Source organism: Candidatus Pantoea soli (genome assembly GCF_007833795.1).
Classification (GTDB): domain Bacteria; phylum Pseudomonadota; class Gammaproteobacteria; order Enterobacterales; family Enterobacteriaceae; genus Pantoea; species Pantoea soli.
In genome coordinates this window covers 11,873-28,795 of record NZ_CP032704.1, presented here as the reverse complement: position 1 = coordinate 28,795, position 16,923 = coordinate 11,873, and the positions used below count along the sequence as shown (strand labels likewise).

General features: G+C 50.4%; 14 protein-coding genes. 3 read left to right on the top strand and 11 right to left on the bottom strand.

What is annotated here, in order from left to right:
- The first annotated feature begins 24 nt into the window (after positions 1-24).
- Positions 25-1,353 (top strand): helix-turn-helix domain-containing protein, encoded by a 1,329-nt coding sequence (locus D8B20_RS20150; RefSeq protein ID WP_145891697.1) that lies wholly within the window; start codon positions 25-27, stop codon positions 1,351-1,353.
- A 44-nt stretch (positions 1,354-1,397) separates the two neighbouring features.
- On the opposite strand, the gene D8B20_RS20145 is transcribed toward D8B20_RS20150, so the two are convergent.
- Entirely contained in the window at positions 1,398-1,799 is a 402-nt protein-coding gene (locus tag D8B20_RS20145; protein WP_120458494.1) for a relaxosome protein TraM, read from the bottom strand.
- 396 nt (positions 1,800-2,195) lie between these two features.
- On the opposite strand from D8B20_RS20145, the gene D8B20_RS20140 reads away from it, so the two are divergent.
- Positions 2,196-2,696 carry a lytic transglycosylase domain-containing protein gene (locus D8B20_RS20140; protein ID WP_145891695.1) on the top strand — a complete coding sequence of 167 codons (501 nt, stop codon included), beginning with the start codon at positions 2,196-2,198 and terminating at the stop codon, positions 2,694-2,696.
- 256 nt (positions 2,697-2,952) lie between these two features.
- Here the strand turns inward: D8B20_RS20140 and D8B20_RS20135 are convergent, their stop codons facing one another.
- The 5 genes from D8B20_RS20135 to D8B20_RS20115 all read right to left on the bottom strand — a co-directional run bounded on the left by D8B20_RS20135 (position 2,953) and on the right by D8B20_RS20115 (position 9,625).
- Complete coding sequence (locus D8B20_RS20135; RefSeq protein ID WP_145891693.1) at positions 2,953-3,804, bottom strand: LPD29 domain-containing protein; 852 nt, start codon at positions 3,802-3,804, stop codon at positions 2,953-2,955.
- A 64-nt stretch (positions 3,805-3,868) separates the two neighbouring features.
- Positions 3,869-4,465, bottom strand: coding sequence for a hypothetical protein (locus D8B20_RS20130; RefSeq protein ID WP_145891691.1), 597 nt, complete (start codon positions 4,463-4,465; stop codon positions 3,869-3,871).
- Positions 4,466-5,363: 898 nt separating this feature from the next.
- The gene (locus D8B20_RS20125; protein WP_145891689.1) at positions 5,364-6,998 is read right to left on the bottom strand and encodes an alpha/beta hydrolase family protein; all 1,635 of its coding nucleotides are present in this window, start codon (positions 6,996-6,998) and stop codon (positions 5,364-5,366) included.
- On the bottom strand, positions 6,979-8,151 hold the full coding sequence (locus D8B20_RS20120; protein WP_145891687.1) for an MFS transporter: 1,173 nt from the start codon (positions 8,149-8,151) through the stop codon (positions 6,979-6,981). Before D8B20_RS20120 ends, D8B20_RS20125 begins: the two co-directional genes overlap by 20 nt.
- A 1-nt stretch (position 8,152) precedes the next feature.
- Positions 8,153-9,625, bottom strand: coding sequence for a tetratricopeptide repeat protein (locus tag D8B20_RS20115; RefSeq protein ID WP_145891686.1), 1,473 nt, complete (start codon positions 9,623-9,625; stop codon positions 8,153-8,155).
- A 1,088-nt stretch (positions 9,626-10,713) separates the two neighbouring features.
- Between D8B20_RS20115 and D8B20_RS20110 the strand changes: the two genes are divergently transcribed.
- A complete protein-coding gene (locus tag D8B20_RS20110; protein WP_145891684.1) occupies positions 10,714-11,265 on the top strand; it encodes a hypothetical protein in 552 nt (183 codons plus the stop codon).
- Between the two features lie 266 nt (positions 11,266-11,531).
- Here D8B20_RS20110 and D8B20_RS20105 read toward each other — a convergent pair whose 3' ends face one another.
- The 5 genes from D8B20_RS20105 to D8B20_RS20085 all read right to left on the bottom strand — a co-directional run bounded on the left by D8B20_RS20105 (position 11,532) and on the right by D8B20_RS20085 (position 16,247).
- Complete coding sequence (locus D8B20_RS20105; RefSeq protein WP_261388136.1) at positions 11,532-11,735, bottom strand: hypothetical protein; 204 nt, start codon at positions 11,733-11,735, stop codon at positions 11,532-11,534.
- Positions 11,736-11,864: 129 nt separating this feature from the next.
- A complete protein-coding gene (locus D8B20_RS20100; protein ID WP_145891682.1) occupies positions 11,865-12,086 on the bottom strand; it encodes a hypothetical protein in 222 nt (73 codons plus the stop codon).
- Positions 12,087-12,274: 188 nt separating this feature from the next.
- Complete coding sequence (locus D8B20_RS20095; protein WP_145891680.1) at positions 12,275-12,778, bottom strand: hypothetical protein; 504 nt, start codon at positions 12,776-12,778, stop codon at positions 12,275-12,277.
- Between the two features lie 1,297 nt (positions 12,779-14,075).
- Positions 14,076-14,441, bottom strand: coding sequence for a hypothetical protein (locus D8B20_RS20090; protein ID WP_145891677.1), 366 nt, complete (start codon positions 14,439-14,441; stop codon positions 14,076-14,078).
- A 105-nt stretch (positions 14,442-14,546) separates the two neighbouring features.
- On the bottom strand, positions 14,547-16,247 hold the full coding sequence (locus D8B20_RS20085) for a DUF4942 domain-containing protein (protein WP_145891675.1): 1,701 nt from the start codon (positions 16,245-16,247) through the stop codon (positions 14,547-14,549).
- Positions 16,248-16,923 lie beyond the last annotated feature (676 nt).

Genomic DNA, 16,923 nt, shown 5'->3' with positions numbered 1-16,923 from the left:
CTGACTGACTGGAAAAGAAAAATAATGTCTGATGCTGCCGATTTGGTTTTTCTGATCGCCGATCCGGCGGGCTTTTCATCCGAGGTTTTTAGGACAAAGCATGAGGTTGTCTTATCTGAGTTGCTTAACGATGCCCTCCTTCATTACATGCGTGACCCGGGCTGGTTTGAGGTTAGCTTCAGAGAAACCCGCTTTTATGCCTGCCAGCTCGTGACCATTCCACTGCTCGCTTTTATTAAAAATCGCGTCCCGGCCAGGCAGCTGCAGGCGGCGGCCGAACGGTCACTCACACAGTTGAGACAATATTCAGACGTAGCCGACCCGGCTGCATGGATAATGGTTAATGCGGATTTCCTGGCCCCCCTCCCCCGTCCCGGCGTGAACCTGTGGCACGCCAGAAAAATAAAGAACAGTCTCGAAAAGGCAATATTTACTGAGCCCGGGGAAATAACTCACTCAAAAATCAAAACCGCCCCGGTCGGTACAAAACCCACAACATCCGCTAAAAAATTAAATCCACCAAAACAGGTGTTGGAAGAAAAAAACGGGCCCGATGCAGATAAAGTGATGGAGCGTGTGATGCTGGGCTGGCGCGTAAAGGATATATGTGAAGAACAAAACTGTTCTGAATCTTACGTCTACAAGCTGATAAAAAAGCGCAAGGGAAGCTCTGCAATGGATTACCGCTGGAAGCAGTGGGAACTGATTGCACGCATGTATCATGCCGAGCCGAAAATGACGATAGAAGAAATTGAGCAGACCTGCAGAGTATCTCGCGCAGTCATCTATCACGCCGTTAAAAAAATAGCCGATCGTGACGGACAGAAAATCATCCCTCGGGAGCATGAGAGAAAACTGACACCAGAAAATGTTGAGGTGATAAAAGTAAAGTTAAGCCAGGGCATACTCAGAAAGCATATTCTGACTGAATACAGCATCACGAACGACACGCTTATTAAGTACGTTGGCACGCATGAAGATTACAGGGTTATATCTGAAGAATTAAAAGACTATGCGGTACGATTGCGCGTGCAGGGTAAAACGCTACAGCAAACCGCCGATATACTGGGTGTGACGGTTGCAACGGTTAAACGCGCATGGAGCAAAAAGAAAGACTCTCCTGAAATTAAGGAAAAGCGCGTCAAGTATGATAACCGTAACGTGCTATCTAAACGCGACCGCGATCAGGCAGTTAATGCTGTCTTACGAGACGGCCATACAAGAAAGCAGGTTTATACACAATACGGAATTAATGCACTGACGCTACGACGTTATATTCGTGATGCGCTAAAAAGAGAAACCGATGCACTGAGGCAGGATGACAATGGAAAAGACGAGCAGGGTGACTCCTGAATAAGAAGCCTGATGTATTCGCAGATAGATCAGGCTGGCATTAATTATTTAAAGTACTCCAGTAATTTACCGGCAACTCTTTCCTTCATCTCTTTAGGCCAGTCTGGATCAAGAAGCATTTCGTTCCTGACGACTTTAGAAGTATCAACCGTTTCCTTCATGATGCCGAAAATGGCGTCGATAATGAATCCATTCATGAGCGCGTTTTTGGCAATTAATTCCAGCTTCTGATCAAGCGTTTTTTCTGAAGCATCCTTGTTGATTTTGTTTTCATGCACTCGTAAACCGAGTTTAAACATTTCCATTACGAACGCTGATCTGTTAGCCGTATCACGGGATTCACCGTCTTCCAGTTTTTTTTCGACGTGCGCATCAATCTTTTCCAGCAGTGAAAAAGGGATAGTAAGGTTAACCCGGTTACGCTTAGCTGAATTTTCATCATTCATATTTTTTTCTCACACTCATTATAATTAACATACGCAAGCATCACATCGGACCAGTCAATCTGGTTGGATGCAGACTCGCTTTTAATGGTAACCATCGGGTAACACTTGGCCTGAATGTGAGTAACCATATGGAAACCAACGGTCAGGAATCCATTATAAACTACTGATAAACTTATAACAAACCATATGGTAACCAATAAAAAACCTTCAGGATTCCACTGGGTTACCTTCTGGTAAGTCATGGGGAGATTAAATTTTCTACGATTTAACGGTAACCTAATGATTTAAAAGACTATATTAAGCAAAAATAAATTTGCGAGTGGTGTGTAAAAACCTAACTCTTATGATATTATTGAGCCTGACATCTCCTCCGAACTTTTCAAATCAGGAGCCGCAATGCGTTTATTTACTCACGCTGCAGCCCTGCTGGCGACAGGCATTTTCTCCGCCAGCGTGAATGCGGACTGTTTTATTAATGCCGGCGAATGGTATTCCATCGATCCGGACTATCTGCGCGCTATCGCCTGGCAGGAATCCCGCTATAATCCGGCGGCTGTAAATACCAACCTGACGAAAGACGGCAAACCCGGCAGCAGTGATTACGGCCTCATGCAGATTAATTCTGAAACGATGCGGCGTCTGAAGAAAGAGTATCCCGGACTGAGTAAAGAAAAGCTGCTCAGCGATCCGTGCCTGAACATTTATATCGGTGCGATGCTGCTGCGCCGAAATTTCAATCAGTACGGTGCAACGTGGCTGGCGGTAGGGATGTACAACGCGGGAATGAAAAATAAGCCCGTCACCGTAACGAACCGCTATAACTATGCGATGCTGATTGACAGACATTACAAGGCCATCAAGGCAGGTAAAATCCCGCGCAAGGCTTTCAGCGGTTGAACGGTTTTTGAAACTGACGAAGCGCGGAACGCATCTTTTTTTCTGCGCAGAGTTATTTTAAAGACAACAACGAAGCCAGCGCGCAGAATTACCCGAACCGGCTCAATGCCGGGAACGGGTAACAGGAGTAACGCCTCATTTTTTTCGTGCCACCTGCTCCCTGCATAGAACCGGTTTATAATTATCCGTCTCCGGCTCAATGCTGGCGGCGGATAACAGGCGAAAAAAAGGGAACCTTCAGGCTCCCCGGTTGTTGTTATTTTATTTCTGAAAGCGTTCTGTTTATCTCACCCTGCACGCCCTGACTGTGCCAGAAGTAATCCCGTCCGACCCGGTAAAGCTCCCCGCTGTTGAAACGCGCCAGCGTTATTTCCTCACCTTCCAGACTCCCGCTATATTTTTTAGCTATGATGTCCACCGCCTTTTGTTTCATTCCGTCCGAATAATCCCGATCGGTAAAAACGTATCCCACGCCACCATAAATCCGGTTGAACGGAGAGGCACAGGAAACGGACATATCCTGCATGCCATCAAAATAACTGTCTTTGTACTTATCCGTTACGGCTTTTACTTCTTCTTCTGTCGGCCCGTCCGTCCAGTTAACGCTTACGCTGTCATAGCCGCGCTTGCGCACCGAGAATTTAACGCCCGGAAATTTTGCTTTCAGCTCTTTACGGATATTGGAGGTTACCTGCACGGCCCCGTTTTTATCCTGCGAGAGCGCGGCATATTCCGGTGCTGTTTTTAAACGCTCGCTTTCAGCTGCATAAAGCCGCGCGGCGTCCTCCTTTTCCTGCTGCTTACGGCGTTCTTCAGACTCCGCATGTTTCACAATGCGCGCCGTCTCCTCCCTGCTTTTTATTTCCGGAAATATGCTCCACTGTTTCCCGTGCAGGATACTTTCAGGCAGCCCGCGCGATATTCCGCCGCTTTCGAATGCAATATCAAACGTGGCATTTCCGCCGTAAGATACCCCCCCCGGAAGCGACCCGACTGATGCCGGTTTCTGCTCACCGTGAACCGCGAACACAACACCCCGCCCGCGATTGTAAAGAACTGTACTGACAACCTGACCCACGGCCACAGCCTGCGCATTCTGCATTTTCATTTCAGTTTTCCTTAAATCAGTTGAGACGAAAAAGCGGCCCGCCCTTACAGGCCGCGCAACGTTTTCAGAACGGGATATCGTTCAGGGTGGTATCACGGGCACCGGCAGTTACCTGATTTTCAGTCACCGGTATCAGGCCATTCTCCAGAGAGATAACGCCACGCGCGACGTCGCTTGCCCGGTAATAATCCAGGCCCGCATCGCACGCTGCGTGAAAACGGTCAAAAAACGCTTTCGCCTCTTCTGCCATCACTGATGAGGCACGACGTATATATTCCCGGCAGGCCTCCTGCCATGACGCTGAGCGGTAAAAGATCTGGCCACGGCTGGCAACGAGGTAACGCCCCCCGGCGTTTTCGCCCAGGTCATACAGCGCCGTCATGCCCCCGCCCGAACTCGCCAGTCGCGGCAGCGAGGTATGTCCCGCCGCCAGGAGTGCCACCACATCCACCTCATCAAGCAGCAGCGCGTCCACACCATAGCTGCCGTTTCGTGCCGGGTAGTGCTTCCCCTCTGACGGCGTGACGTTTTTGCCGTCTGCGTTTGTGGTGTGCCAGCGCGTGCGCAGATCGTTTGCGCTGACGCAGATTTTCGGGCCGTTACCCCATGTTTTGGGAGATTCTGGCGTGGCGGTGTTGACGTTGATGTTGTGTGTGTTCATGGCAGTGCTCCTGTGCGTGTGAGGTTTCATGTTTCGGTCGATCCAGTCGCGGCAAAGGGCAGAGGAGCAACGGCAGGCAGCAGACACAAGGGCGCCGCAGGCGTGCACTTCACCCTTGTGTCTGATGAATGACGGTGCTACGACAAGCCCTCCGCGCCTGGAATGACCGGAACAGCCTCACCTGACGGGAAAGCGGGCATGAACACATCCCGGACGGCGGCCTTATGCCGGTCCGGTCCTCAGCGGCCACGTCCTTTTGTGGCCAGTGAATGCGCCGGCGTCAGCCGGCTGCAGGGGTTGACCTGGCCGTTCGCCATCAGACCCTAGCCGTCAGGCCCGGAACGCCTCGCGGTCCGGCGGAGCTTACCGGCACAGCCGGTTAGCGGAGTGGGGCTGACGACCCGGCAACGCCGGGGAGCCGAAGGGGGCCATCAGGCTGTTAATGCCGTTGACCTTTATGGACAGGACACCGGATAAGCAGCTACAGCACAGGGATTAACAGCAGCAGGAAGCAGAGAGAAGGCCGTGAGTCAGCGTCCCGAAGAGAGAAAGCGCAGGCAATGGTCAATGCGGCGCGTCAGCATCAGCTTATACTGGCATGGAATGCTACCGGCTATAGTCCCACACCCTCTACGTGTAATGGCCAGCCTGATAAGCGCCACTAAAAAAACCTTCGGGGTTCGTAATTTCATTCATGCAGCAGCGTCAGTGCCCTAGAGCTTACATGACTAACACCATTACCGTTGCAACAGCAATGTTCATCCTCCTGGCATTTGTTACCGGTTACCACAATGTTTACGGATAATCTTGCAAGATATTTCGCGACAACTCTTTATCAGATGCGTTTTCGATGGCCCTGATACGCTCTCAATGCTAGCCAGTTTCGCTGGCATGTACTTTACTGATGATTATTCAAAGCTAAGGGCAAGAATTGTTTCACGAAAGCGATCAATCTATCTTCCCTGGCATCAAAACTTTCAGCACCGCCATGTGCACCGTCGTCTAAAACAAAACTAACGTTCTCAGAAGAGCCAAGCCGATTAATTAGATCTTGAGCGGAGTCGCTCGATAATACTTCATCATTACGTCCTGCGATCAATAAAATTCTGGCGTTGCTATTTTTAATCAGGTTTTTATAACGTCCAACACTTACAGCATCGCAATCTTTTCTCGAAAATTTTCGCCGGAAGAAGGACAGATCGCCCTTGTTCTCAGCTACGCGGTTAAGGTGGAATGGAAGATCGAGAAGCGGATTGATGATCGCAACTCCCACTGTGTTGATGTCTTTTTTTTCGCACAGGCCAAGTATTTCCAGCGCCAGCGTTCCTCCAAAACTCCAACCCATCAGGACAGTTGGCTGTGAAGGTAAGTGCGCTTTAATCCAGTTGACTACAGCTGTAGACGTAAACTCACAGACCTGCTGGTCAGCAATACTTCGAAATTTTCGTCCAAAGCCAGCAGAACCCGGATAGTTTACTATGTGGAAGTTAACAGAATGGTTTTCCAGACTCTTCAGCAATGGATAGTGTCGGGGAGTATCCCATTCACAAGATTCAGGCCCCCCATGTAAAAAAACCACATTAAGAACCGCCTTTTGAGAAGACTCAATAGAGGTAACTTTAACATCAGCATACTCAGTGTATCGCCGGCGATGTGCAGCGAGTCCCGGAAGAAAACAAGCAAGGAGGGAGAAATCCTGCTTCAGTAACTGAATCCCTTCGATACTTCCTGACGCGTAATACAGTACATCATCTCCAGTATGTATAGGCGTAATTGAACCAAAAAGTTTGTCTGAAATGCTTTTCAGGCAACAGGATGTACTGTCATAAAAGCGCAAGCGATGCTGTCCACTAACCTCTTCCGTCACAATAATCTGGTTACGAGAGATATCCATAAGAGCGCCTACGCAGTTGACGCCGTCACCTCCTATGTCATGAGGCTCTGACAGCCCGTAGGGTAAATACCGGACATGAACTGCCTCTTCTTCCTCTACGCCGAACAGTATACCTTTCGCTGAAATGCAATGCAGGCTGGAAAAGCGTTCTGTCTTTTGCGTAACAGAAGAAAAAATTGTCTGATTCCATAGAGACACAATACAGTCATCTTCAACGCTCACAACACCGCAGGAAACTGCGATTAAGGCAGGAGGAAAGTCTGAATCCACTCTGTTAATACGTTCCTCAGCGCTGGTCCAGTTCAAGGCCATTTGCAAAGCCTCATTTTCATCGTAAAGCAAAAGAGTGAAGGCGTCGCCCTCTATAAGAACTGAAAAATCACCGATCGCGTATGGCAGCAGCAAGTCCATTGCTGCTTTACCACTTATCAGGATATGAGTTGTCAGATGTTCTGGCCCATCACCTTGCTTAATTGTGAAGAGCGATGAGCTGAAGAAAAAATCATAGTCTGCTCCTGTCAGCTTTCTTTCTTTGACGTCCAGCGCACTTAACGCCCCGGACCAGGTACTGAGCAGTACGCATCCATCAAGAAAGGTCAGCGGAGAAAGGCCCGCTGCGCTACTGAGATGGCTGAACATTCAGACGCCCTCCCACTCGGGAGCCGCAATATACCAGGACATATGACAAAAAAAGCAAAGCTACCATGAGCAAAGGATGGTTACTCAGCAACCTGGACTCGTAAGAATAAGGAAGCGCAATCCCACCCAGAATGTCGCCGGTAAGAAACGCGGTCTGTGTCAATCCAAATATATGTTCCGCCCTTCCACGCTGCGCAATGTCCATCTCCAAATAACTGATCAGCAATGAGCAGATCGTCCTGAAGGTGTACATCGCAATGACCGAAACAGCAAAAATAATGGTTAGTTGGTACTTCAATGCACTTAATGCAGCAAAGATTGCAAGCATACAAAGCAATGCAAAGATAAGAAGCGACGTCCCCCTGTCTGAACTCTTGAATAGTAAAATAAAGATATTTTTGAATAATAATCCTCCAATAACACCAGCGGACATGACCAGCCCAACATGAGCATCGGAAAAATGCATATCTTTCAGATATACGGGAAGCATAGGCAAAATCAGCGCCCAACAGGCGCCGCTGATGATAAATGCGGTGAAGAGCAGCACGTCTGTTTTATCCAGCTGCCATTTTGCAGGCTGCTCCTCTTTTTTCATGGTCGATATTACAGCCACGCCAGATTTCAACGAAGGAATCAGGACGAGGCCTGTAAGTACAAGCAGTCCGCTGATGAGCAGGCCGGTTGCATAAGGACTACTCCCGTAAAGTGCCAGCAGCGTTACCAGCCCTCCAGCAACAAAGGCACCCAGACTTTGCGAAACCGTCATGATGTTATCGGAATGGAGGATTATCCTCTCCTTATTCCCCTCATCAGCTTGGAAAACCAAGGACTTTAAAGAAAGTCCAATGCAGCTTGCTCCGACTCCTGCAGTCAGCCCCGAACCAACTGCGATAGCCATCCCTTCTGGAAATGCCCGAAGAACGAGCCCAATCCCGTATAATAAAAATCCAGCTGAGAGACCTACTTTTGCTCCTGTGCGTGCCAGTATGCGCGCATAGAATATTGAACAGGCACCTGCCAGCGCCATTGCCACATAGGAAGCAGAGAATAATTTTAATTGCCCCTGCTGTTCCCAGTAGATTGGCTGTAACGTTTTTGATATCCACATTGGAAACAAAAAAAGAATATGGAAAATATAAATCCTCGCGGCCATTTTACTCACTCAATGCTAAAATATTTTCGTTTATAAGTTCATGTTTTGGAAAAATATCACGACAGGCCAAAAGATATTTTTTTGCTTCAACAGAAGATACCTGAGCCCGTTTTTCTGCCTGCAGAATTAGCCATTCTGGCAGAGAGCCACTTTTTAAACTTGGCAACAGAGAGTCCAGCAACTCGTATTTATTGTTAAATGACAAGATGTAGGCATAGTTATAGGCTGTCACATCATCCCCAGCCACTTCCCATGCTGTTCTGGCATGATATTCCGCGTCAGCATAATTTTCGTCATCCAGAAGTGCAAGGCTCATCAGGTAATGACTGTCACTGTGCAATGGGCTCACTAACAATGCATTTTTTATGCAGGACACATACCCGTCAATGTCACCCTTTTCTTTAAGGCAAAATCCCATTTCAAGATGATATTCCGGGAAAGCATAATCAATATCGAGAAGTTTTTTGAATTCTTCAATGGCTTCATCAAATCGTTGAAGTCGTTTATAGCAGAGACAGATGTTGTACATGATGACTGAACGATGCATGTAGTGAATGTTGTATTCGTCAGATAATTGGTCGATACCCCAACGAAGCAATTCAATTGCTTCTTCAGAGCGGCCCTCACGAAACAGAATCAATCCATAACCGTTTCGATTGAATACCTTGTAGAAGTTTTCAGTATCAGCTCCAGTGTACGCAAGTCCACCATTCTGAATGATATGATAGGCTTCATCCAATAGGGTCCGACCTTTAGAGAGGTTGCGATTATTGGCAGCGTGATGGCGAAGAAAAAGCATAGAAAGCGTATAGTTAGCTTTTACCGTCTGCAGTGCGTCACCGCTCTGCTTACTGAGATTGTAGTAATACTCAGCCTCAAGCGGAGAATTGATGCAATTTTTAATAACGCCAATCAGCCCAGCATTCCTTTCAGCGAAGTGTTCAAAAAACTGAATCGAATGTTCCAGCAAATGGTCGGCACTAAAAATATCACCCGCATTTATAATCTTGTGCGTTGCAGGCTCAATGATGTTGAGGTCACCGTTGCTCCCTTTAATGACTTCTTTAACCAACTGAACTTCGCTTTCACTCATGTCTCCGGGCTCTTCTTCCGTTGACCAGGTAACCAACTGCACATTAACGTTCATTCTAAACAATGCCTGGATAAAGGAACTGATTAGCGGAAATCCAGAATACTTAACATCCAGCTCAAGCTCAGAAACACCTTTATCAGCAATCTTTCTGGCAAATTCAGAAACCTTTCGGAATACTCTTTCGCTCAGAAAATACCTTATCTGGTCATCTGGACCAATCTTATCTGTTAACGATAACTCGCTTTTATCGAAAACTTCTAAAGGGAAAAGAAATTTCCTATCATGGACCGACAAGTCTTTCTCATTAACAAAGCGGAGAACTGTTTTACGGATAATGAGATATTCAAGAGGTATTGCGCAGGAGAGTTTGAAGAAATCCATTTATGATCCTCACAAAAAAGGAGGCTTACGCCCCCTCTTTTATTTATTACTTACCAGCGTACATTACAGAGAAGTCTACACGTTTAGCTTTAGGAGCGCGTTTGATCATTTTCATGATGCATATCCTTATTTAAGTTTGAAGTTGAGTTTGCTTATTTACACCAAAAGTTTCGTTTTGGTGAAATTAAAATAACGATGTTAAAAAAATATGTCAAAACAAAAGCAACGATGTCTATCCAGCTGATAAATAACATTATTTACATAAAATTACACAGGCGAGCGTCAAATAAAGATTAACTAATGAATAAAAACCCTGAAAAAGAACAAAAAATAATAAAATTATGGGGCATTATATGGCCATAATTGTAAATAACCATTATAATCATGAGTTTAAAACAATGAATTTTTTGTAAAGTGGCAAAAAACCATCAACAACCCCAATAGAAATGCGACGATAAACATAAAAAAAAATAATGATTAACCATTGTGATAATTTCATATTTATCAATACCACGCAGAAATTAAATGAAAGGGTAATAATGCCTTAGCTTTTCATATCATTTTCCGCTTTGCTGTTTTCAAAATGGTTTTCCAGTCTAAACATGTTTAAGCAAGTCTTCTTTTATCATTACGGCCGTTGCCGTCAGGCCCGGAACGCGCCTGCGCGGCGCGGCGGAGCTAACTGGCACAGCCGGTTAGCGGAGTGGGGCTGACGACCCGACAACGCCGGGGAGCCGGAGGGGCCATCAGGCTGTTTATGTATTTGCCTTTCAGTGGAAGAAAACTGGTGAAGCAACTGCAGCACAGTAAAGGGACTAACAGCAGCAGGAAGCAGAGAGAGAAGACCGTAAGACAGCGTCCCGGAGAGAGAAAGCGCAGGCGAAGGGAGATGACCGGTGCGTCAGCACCGGTTTTCCCCGGCCCGCAGGGCGGCCTGCCGTTCTGGCCTTTGCGGTTGTAGCGCAGGGCTTCCTGTTGCTCAGAATCAGCGATCCGCACGCTGGTCATCATTTTCCGACACAGGGAGGTAAAAAATTTTTGTTTGTCTGCCGATAACGGCTACCGTCAGCCTTAAGGAGATAACAGACATGCCGTCACTTTTGAACAACTCTCTGTCCCTGGTCGTTCTTACTTCAGCCTTAATTCTTTCAGGATGCTCAAACCTGGTGCCACGGCTGCACCAGGACTATACCGGTTCTGATGCTGCTACCCTGCTCATACAGCAGGAGGAAATAGCAGGAAGTGTTACCCTTCTACGTTATGAAAATAAGGGAGAGTGTTACGACAGAACCGAGACTTATACAGTCAAGCCCAGTATGTTTGACACGAGCAGAAGAGTTTTCATCCTCAAAATTCAGCCTGGTAAACTTCTGGCCGTTCAACAGATCTATACGGTCAGAAAGCAATCTTTTCCTTTGGGGCCTTTTACCAATTATCACCTTATAAAGAAGCTGCCTTTTATCCCTCAGCCTGGAAAACGTTATTATTTTGCTGTTGACCGTGGCGTCCACGAAATCCCGAATGATTATCTGATTACCAGTAATACCGATCCGAAAAAAGTAATCAGCGAATTTCCACAACTGGCGCAGCCCAGCTGGGACGCGAGCAAACTTTGTCAGCATATCTACGGTAACGAGTAGGATGCTGCGCAGCCGCTGCCGCCTGGCAATGTCAGATGAATGCACATGTGATACGGGGCTGCAGGCATTAAAAAGCCCCTTTCGGGGCTATTGATGTCAGGCTTTGCGCTTTTTTTTGCGCTCTCTGCGCGTCTCTGCGCACCACTGAAGATTACTGACTAGCCCTGTCAGGCCGTATAACAGCATTACTATTGCCACGGCAGCTAAAATTTTAAACCCTGTAACTGATCCGGGATCTGCGAAATGCTCAGGCATGAAACCTCCCTTTAAACACCCAACACCTTCATAATCAGTACAGTCACCGTTGCCACAGCTCCGATCATGCCGGTTGAAACCGCCACCGGATACCAGAACGTCTCACGGTTCAGCTTGCCCGCCTCTGCGTTCAGCTTTTGCGTTTCCGCCATCAGTTTGGCGATTTCCGCGTTAATTCGGTTACTGTTCAGCTCGTTCATATCGGTTGCCGACATCCGTTGATTCTCCCTTTCGGGCAGGGCCGCAGCCTTTTCTGCGCCCTGCTGTCAGTATATCCCGCTGGCCTGTCATACACCACGCCAGCAAACAAAAAGCAGTCAAAGCCGTAAACCGCCGTGCTGTTCTCAGCTCTGCTGCCAGCGGTTGGTGATCATGCCAGGGATAACCCTGTAGCCCACGTCGAACTCCAGCACGGCTACCGGCCAGCCGTCACGCAGATAAATGCGCAGCCCTTCCGGCTCGTCGGTCGGCTCATCGATAACGCTGCACAGGCCGAGTTCTTCCCACGGCACGGCGCTGAATCCGGCAAATGAGCCTGCTTCGCAGATGTACGCGTACAGCTCCATAAACTGCGCCGCCGTCAGGGGGCCATGCTCCGTCGCGGACGGTGCCAGCGCAGAGAGGTTTACAGCCAGGTTCGCGTGTGCGAGGATGCGTGCATCAGACGTAAAGTTAACTCCTTCGTGTTTTGATGCTGGCCGAACCGTGTTGCTGCACGCCCGGCCGTTAAGAGAGCAGGCTCAGGCCTGCTTTTTTAATGCGTGTTATTCCCTGCCATTGCCAGCACGGCACTCAGCACCAGATCCGCATGTTTCTTCGAGGCATAGTCCTGGCACTCAAAATAACGCCCGCGAATGTGCGCAAAAATGTGCGTCACCTTGCCTGAATACATCTCGCTGCACTTGAACGTTTCGCCTGCCGGGGTTGATTTCCAGTCCAGCGGCGGTAGCACGGTCAGCTGATCAATCCAGCGCGCCTCGGTAATTTCTTCCCACGGCCTGAAAAGACGCGTGCAAAACAGGGCATCGGCCTCAGATTCGGTCATCAGCGCCATATCACCGTACTGCAATTTCAGTTCTTCCAGCGTCTCAAAGTTGAAAAGCGCCACGACGCTCCCGTCTTTAAGCTCAATGGCCTGGCTGAATATTTTTCCCGTATCGACGCGCACAAAAACCAGGTTGTCAGCCGGTTTGCCCTGGCCGTTAACCCATGTTTTGGAAGATTCTGAAGCGGCGACGTTGACGTTTTGTGTGTGCATGCTGGTTCTCCTGTCAGGTGGTTAATTCATGTCTCGGTTAGTTCCTCGCGGCAAAGGGCTGAGAAGCAACGGCAGGCAGCAGATACAAGGGCGCCGCAGGCGTGCACTTCACCCTTGTATCTGATGAATGACGGTGCTTGGATTCGCCCGCCGCGTGGGACGTACCGCAACATGACCACCGCGCCGGAGATGAGCAGGCACACACCCGACCGCAACGCGGGCGTCCTCAGCGGCCACGTCCTTTTGTGGCCAGTGAACGCGCCGGCGCAGCCGGCTGCAGGGGTTGACCTGGCAGTTGCCATCAGACCCCAGCCGGCAGGCCCGGAACGCTTCGCGGTCCGGCGGAGCTTACTGGCACGGCCGGTTAGCGCAGTGGGGCTGACGACCCGGCAATGCCGGGGAGCCGGAGGGGGCCATCAGGCTGTTTATGCCATTGACCTTCAGGGACAGGAAACCGGAGCAGCAGCTGCCGCACAGCAGAACGGACAGAAGCAGGAAGCAGAGAGAGAAGACCGTGAGACAGCGTCCCGGAGAGAGAAAGCGCAGGCGAAGGGAGAGAGGCGGTGCGTCAGCACCGGCTTTCTCCGGCCCGCAGGGCCGCCCGCTTTTTCAGGCGTTGCCCACAACCGGCTCAGCCATTGCCAGCCAGCCAGCGGGCATTAAAAAGCCCCTTTCGGGGCTGCGCATTATCTTGCCTGCAACACTTTTTGACTGAGATGCCGCACTGTCCAGGCAGGTTGTCAATGCAGATTGTAGCGTTCCAGCATTTTATTAAACCTGCTTGTAAGTAACACGAAGACTAACAGATACATAATAGCAGAAAGCAGGGCTGAATGACCGAATCCAATTTGTGCGGCAATACTCCAGTTTGGGATATATCCGTACCAGAATTCCTTATCGTAATAACAGAAGTATGTACCAAAAGACCCCATGCATATTGCGAATAAACCAAATGCAAAAGTGATCCAGCATCTCATAAAATATGAGAGCGCAAATATAGCCGGGTAAAAAATGAAACACATCGTAATGCATCCAACTAAGCTCATATCTGATCCTTTTGACTGTGTCTGAGCAAGATTATGCCTGTATACAATATGCGCCTCTAGAGTGTTGGGCAGAATAACCCGGTGACTTACCTTTCACCACGCCACCGGATGATAATTCAGTGAGGCAGATCCCCGCCCTGCCGCTTCGCAAAAAACTGTGCTGCAGACGAACTCTGGGGCTCACGGTCGGCAACAGTGTCCTTACCGCCATCACCCCAAATCTATCTCCTGGCACCCCGCGCTTGCTGCTTTCAACATTCGTCCAGCTCAGCCTGATAATGCATTTCTGCCAAACTGACCAGTGACGCAAATGTCGTTTCGCTGTCTGTTATCCCCTCCTGCCCGCACAGATGCATCAGGTTGGCTATCAGGTCCTGCACGGCTGTTAACGCCTCATCTCCGCGACCGTCCAGCCCGGTGCGTCTGGCAAAGACCCATAACGCCTCTGCGGCCACCGTTGCCCGGTCCGTATTGCCCCAGATGAGCGCCGGTCTTTCCGTTCCTGCAGCCAGCGCGGCAATCTCTTCGATAACGTCCATACGTACCGGTTCACGTTTATCACTTACTTGCGGGTTTACTGTCTGGTTATCCAGTGTTAAGGTTTGCGCGGTAGACACATTGATCTCCTGTTCTGTGGTCAGTGTTTCTCTGATGCCCCGGCTTCGTCGCTGATACCAGGGGCGGAATCTGGCAGGGTTAACACCCTGCCTTTTTTCTGTCCGTTACTCCGGCTTGTACGCCATGAGACGCACCACGCGTACCCCCGTACCCGCGAACATGCCCTCCATAGGTTCAGACCAGCTGCAGTCCCAGCCCGGCAGCACGCCTTTTGTGTCCATTCCCGCTGGCAGTATGGCCCCCAGGCGGCCGCCCTCTTTTACCAGCGCAGCGGCTGTATTCAGATGCGCCACGGCGCGGCCTTCGCTGTAGGGTGGATTCATCACCACGACGTCAAAGCGCTGGCGGGTTTCCTGCGCCCACTGCAGAAAGTCGCCCTCGATCACGGTGTGGCCTTTGGCCTCCAGAACGCGGCAATGCAGCGGCGAGATTTCCACGCAGGTGGTCGATGTTTTTGGCATCTGGTCGGCGAGTCCGCCCATACCCGCGCTTGGCTCCAGGCAGGTTTCTCCCTCCTGAATGTTCACTTCGTCCAGCAGCTGCGTGGCCAGCGCCTGGGTTGTCGGGTAAAACTGGTGCGTTTTCTGATCGGGCAGCGCGCCGCTCAGCTGAATATCCTGAATTGCCGTGGTCGGGTCGTAGTCGAACTCAAACCAGGTAAACGCGTTTCTGGCCATCTTCACCCCGCCGATGCTCATCAGCACCTTTTCAGCCTCGGCGCGCACGCCTTTATCGAAGTCCATCAGGTTCTTAAAGCGGCGGTTATTCGGGTTGGTGGTAACCGGCTGCCGTGGCTCTTCCCAGCGGTTACGCTGCTGCGGCTCGGTGCGCTCGATCTCAAGCTCGCTGAGTTCGCTCAGCACGCTGAACGGCAGCAGGTTCGACGCCAGGTTAAAGGTCTTCGACTTTGTGCGCGGCTTCTGCCGGTGCTCAGCCGGGATCGCCGCCGGATACAGAAACGCCAGAATGTCATTGAGACGCCAGGCCATATCGGGATGGATTTCAAGATGCGCCGTACCTTTCAGAAAGGCTTTCACGCGCAGCGCGCCCCCGTCGAGTGTCAGCCATTCCCCGGCACGCTTTCGGGCAATCTGCAAAATTTTGTCTGTGGTGCGGTAGCTGGTGGCATCGCGGCCCATGAATTTCGCGATCACCTGGCGCAGGTCATCGATGTAGCCGGTGCGATCGTAATTGTTGCCGCCCCACTCATCGTATACGCGCGCCATAATCATGCGCTTACCAAAGCCCTCCGGGCGGTTGGTGACGTGCTCCCCGGACAGGTTGCGGAAAATGCCGTCTATGCGCTCCGCAAAAAACTTCTCACGCGAGAACAACAGCTCAGACAGCGTGGCGCGTACCGTTTTTTCTTCAAAGTCCGGCGCGGCCATTTCGCGGATCTGCTCATTCCACTCGTTGCGGCGGTCGTTGGGCATGTACTGGTAAACGTCCGTCAGGTCTAACGCCTCCTGCCAGAATGCCGAATTCAGGGACGCGACCGCGCCCGGCACGCTGAACATTTCCCCCACGGTGCGGCCATAATAACCCCGGCGGCTGCTCAGGTTGCCGCTGATAAAATGCGCCACCGCAGGCGCGTTTTCACCGCTGGTCACCATGCTGGCGATGGCTTCAATTTTCGCCCGGGTGTGCTGATAGCGTCCCAGCAGGGAATCAATCAGATCCGACTCTACCGGCGCAAAGAAGCTGTCACCCAGCAGCTCCCCCGCCTCACAGTGATCGCCCTGGTCGTTAAAAAGAGATGATTCTTTAGATTCTGGAGCCGTGGTGTTGACGTTCTGCTGTGACATGTTGTTTCTCCCGTGTGGTTGCATGTGATGTTTCTCCGAGTTCCGTCGCCGTGGGGGCAGAACGGGCGACCGGGCATCAGGCTGAACGCAGGGGGAAACGGCAAAGCCGCAGCCCGAAGGGACCGGGTGCCGCCGTTTAGCTCGCGCCCCTTGCGTGAAGACGCCCGGGTGCCAGGTTTCTGCACGGCGAAGGGACCCGGGAAACGAAACACAACGCGGAAGGATGAACAGGGCACAGCCCCGGAACGGCACAACACGGTGCCGGGCCGGTCCTCAGCGGCCACGTCCTTTTGTGGCCAGTGAACGCGCGGGCGCACGCCCGCTGCAGGGGTTGACCTGGCGGTTGCCATCAGACCCCAGCCGTCAGGCCCGGAACGCTTCGCGGTCCGGCGGAGCTTACCGGCACGGCCGGTTAGCGTAGTTGGGCTGACGACCCGGCAACGCCGGGGAGCCGTAGGGGGCCATCAGTTTTTGATACTAACGTCCGCTTTGTGCCAGAAGCGGACCTTCATTCAAACATTCGACACGGCACTGTCACGTGACCTGAACATAGAATGTAAAAATTATTTTAATTATTTTTCATTACGTTAGCTCATCCTCGACGGTTCTCAAGTCCATTTCAGACTGTAAATTTTCCGTTATGACGTTGATCTTCTGTGATTTCGTAATGAGAATA

What these genes read in the sequence shown, in the direction of transcription:
- D8B20_RS20135 (WP_145891693.1), bottom strand. Translation starts at nt 3,804, where the DNA reads ATGAAAATGCAGAATGCGCAGGCTGTGGCCGTGGGTCAGGTTGTCAGT.
- D8B20_RS20150 (WP_145891697.1), top strand. Translation starts at nt 25, where the DNA reads ATGTCTGATGCTGCCGATTTGGTTTTTCTGATCGCCGATCCGGCGGGC.
- D8B20_RS20105 (WP_261388136.1), bottom strand. Translation starts at nt 11,735, where the DNA reads ATGTCGGCAACCGATATGAACGAGCTGAACAGTAACCGAATTAACGCG.
- D8B20_RS20100 (WP_145891682.1), bottom strand. Translation starts at nt 12,086, where the DNA reads ATGGAGCTGTACGCGTACATCTGCGAAGCAGGCTCATTTGCCGGATTC.
- D8B20_RS20140 (WP_145891695.1), top strand. Translation starts at nt 2,196, where the DNA reads ATGCGTTTATTTACTCACGCTGCAGCCCTGCTGGCGACAGGCATTTTC.
- D8B20_RS20095 (WP_145891680.1), bottom strand. Translation starts at nt 12,778, where the DNA reads ATGCACACACAAAACGTCAACGTCGCCGCTTCAGAATCTTCCAAAACA.
- D8B20_RS20120 (WP_145891687.1), bottom strand. Translation starts at nt 8,151, where the DNA reads ATGGCCGCGAGGATTTATATTTTCCATATTCTTTTTTTGTTTCCAATG.
- D8B20_RS20145 (WP_120458494.1), bottom strand. Translation starts at nt 1,799, where the DNA reads ATGAATGATGAAAATTCAGCTAAGCGTAACCGGGTTAACCTTACTATC.
- D8B20_RS20125 (WP_145891689.1), bottom strand. Translation starts at nt 6,998, where the DNA reads ATGTTCAGCCATCTCAGTAGCGCAGCGGGCCTTTCTCCGCTGACCTTT.
- D8B20_RS20115 (WP_145891686.1), bottom strand. Translation starts at nt 9,625, where the DNA reads ATGGATTTCTTCAAACTCTCCTGCGCAATACCTCTTGAATATCTCATT.
- D8B20_RS20130 (WP_145891691.1), bottom strand. Translation starts at nt 4,465, where the DNA reads ATGAACACACACAACATCAACGTCAACACCGCCACGCCAGAATCTCCC.
- D8B20_RS20110 (WP_145891684.1), top strand. Translation starts at nt 10,714, where the DNA reads ATGCCGTCACTTTTGAACAACTCTCTGTCCCTGGTCGTTCTTACTTCA.
- D8B20_RS20085 (WP_145891675.1), bottom strand. Translation starts at nt 16,247, where the DNA reads ATGTCACAGCAGAACGTCAACACCACGGCTCCAGAATCTAAAGAATCA.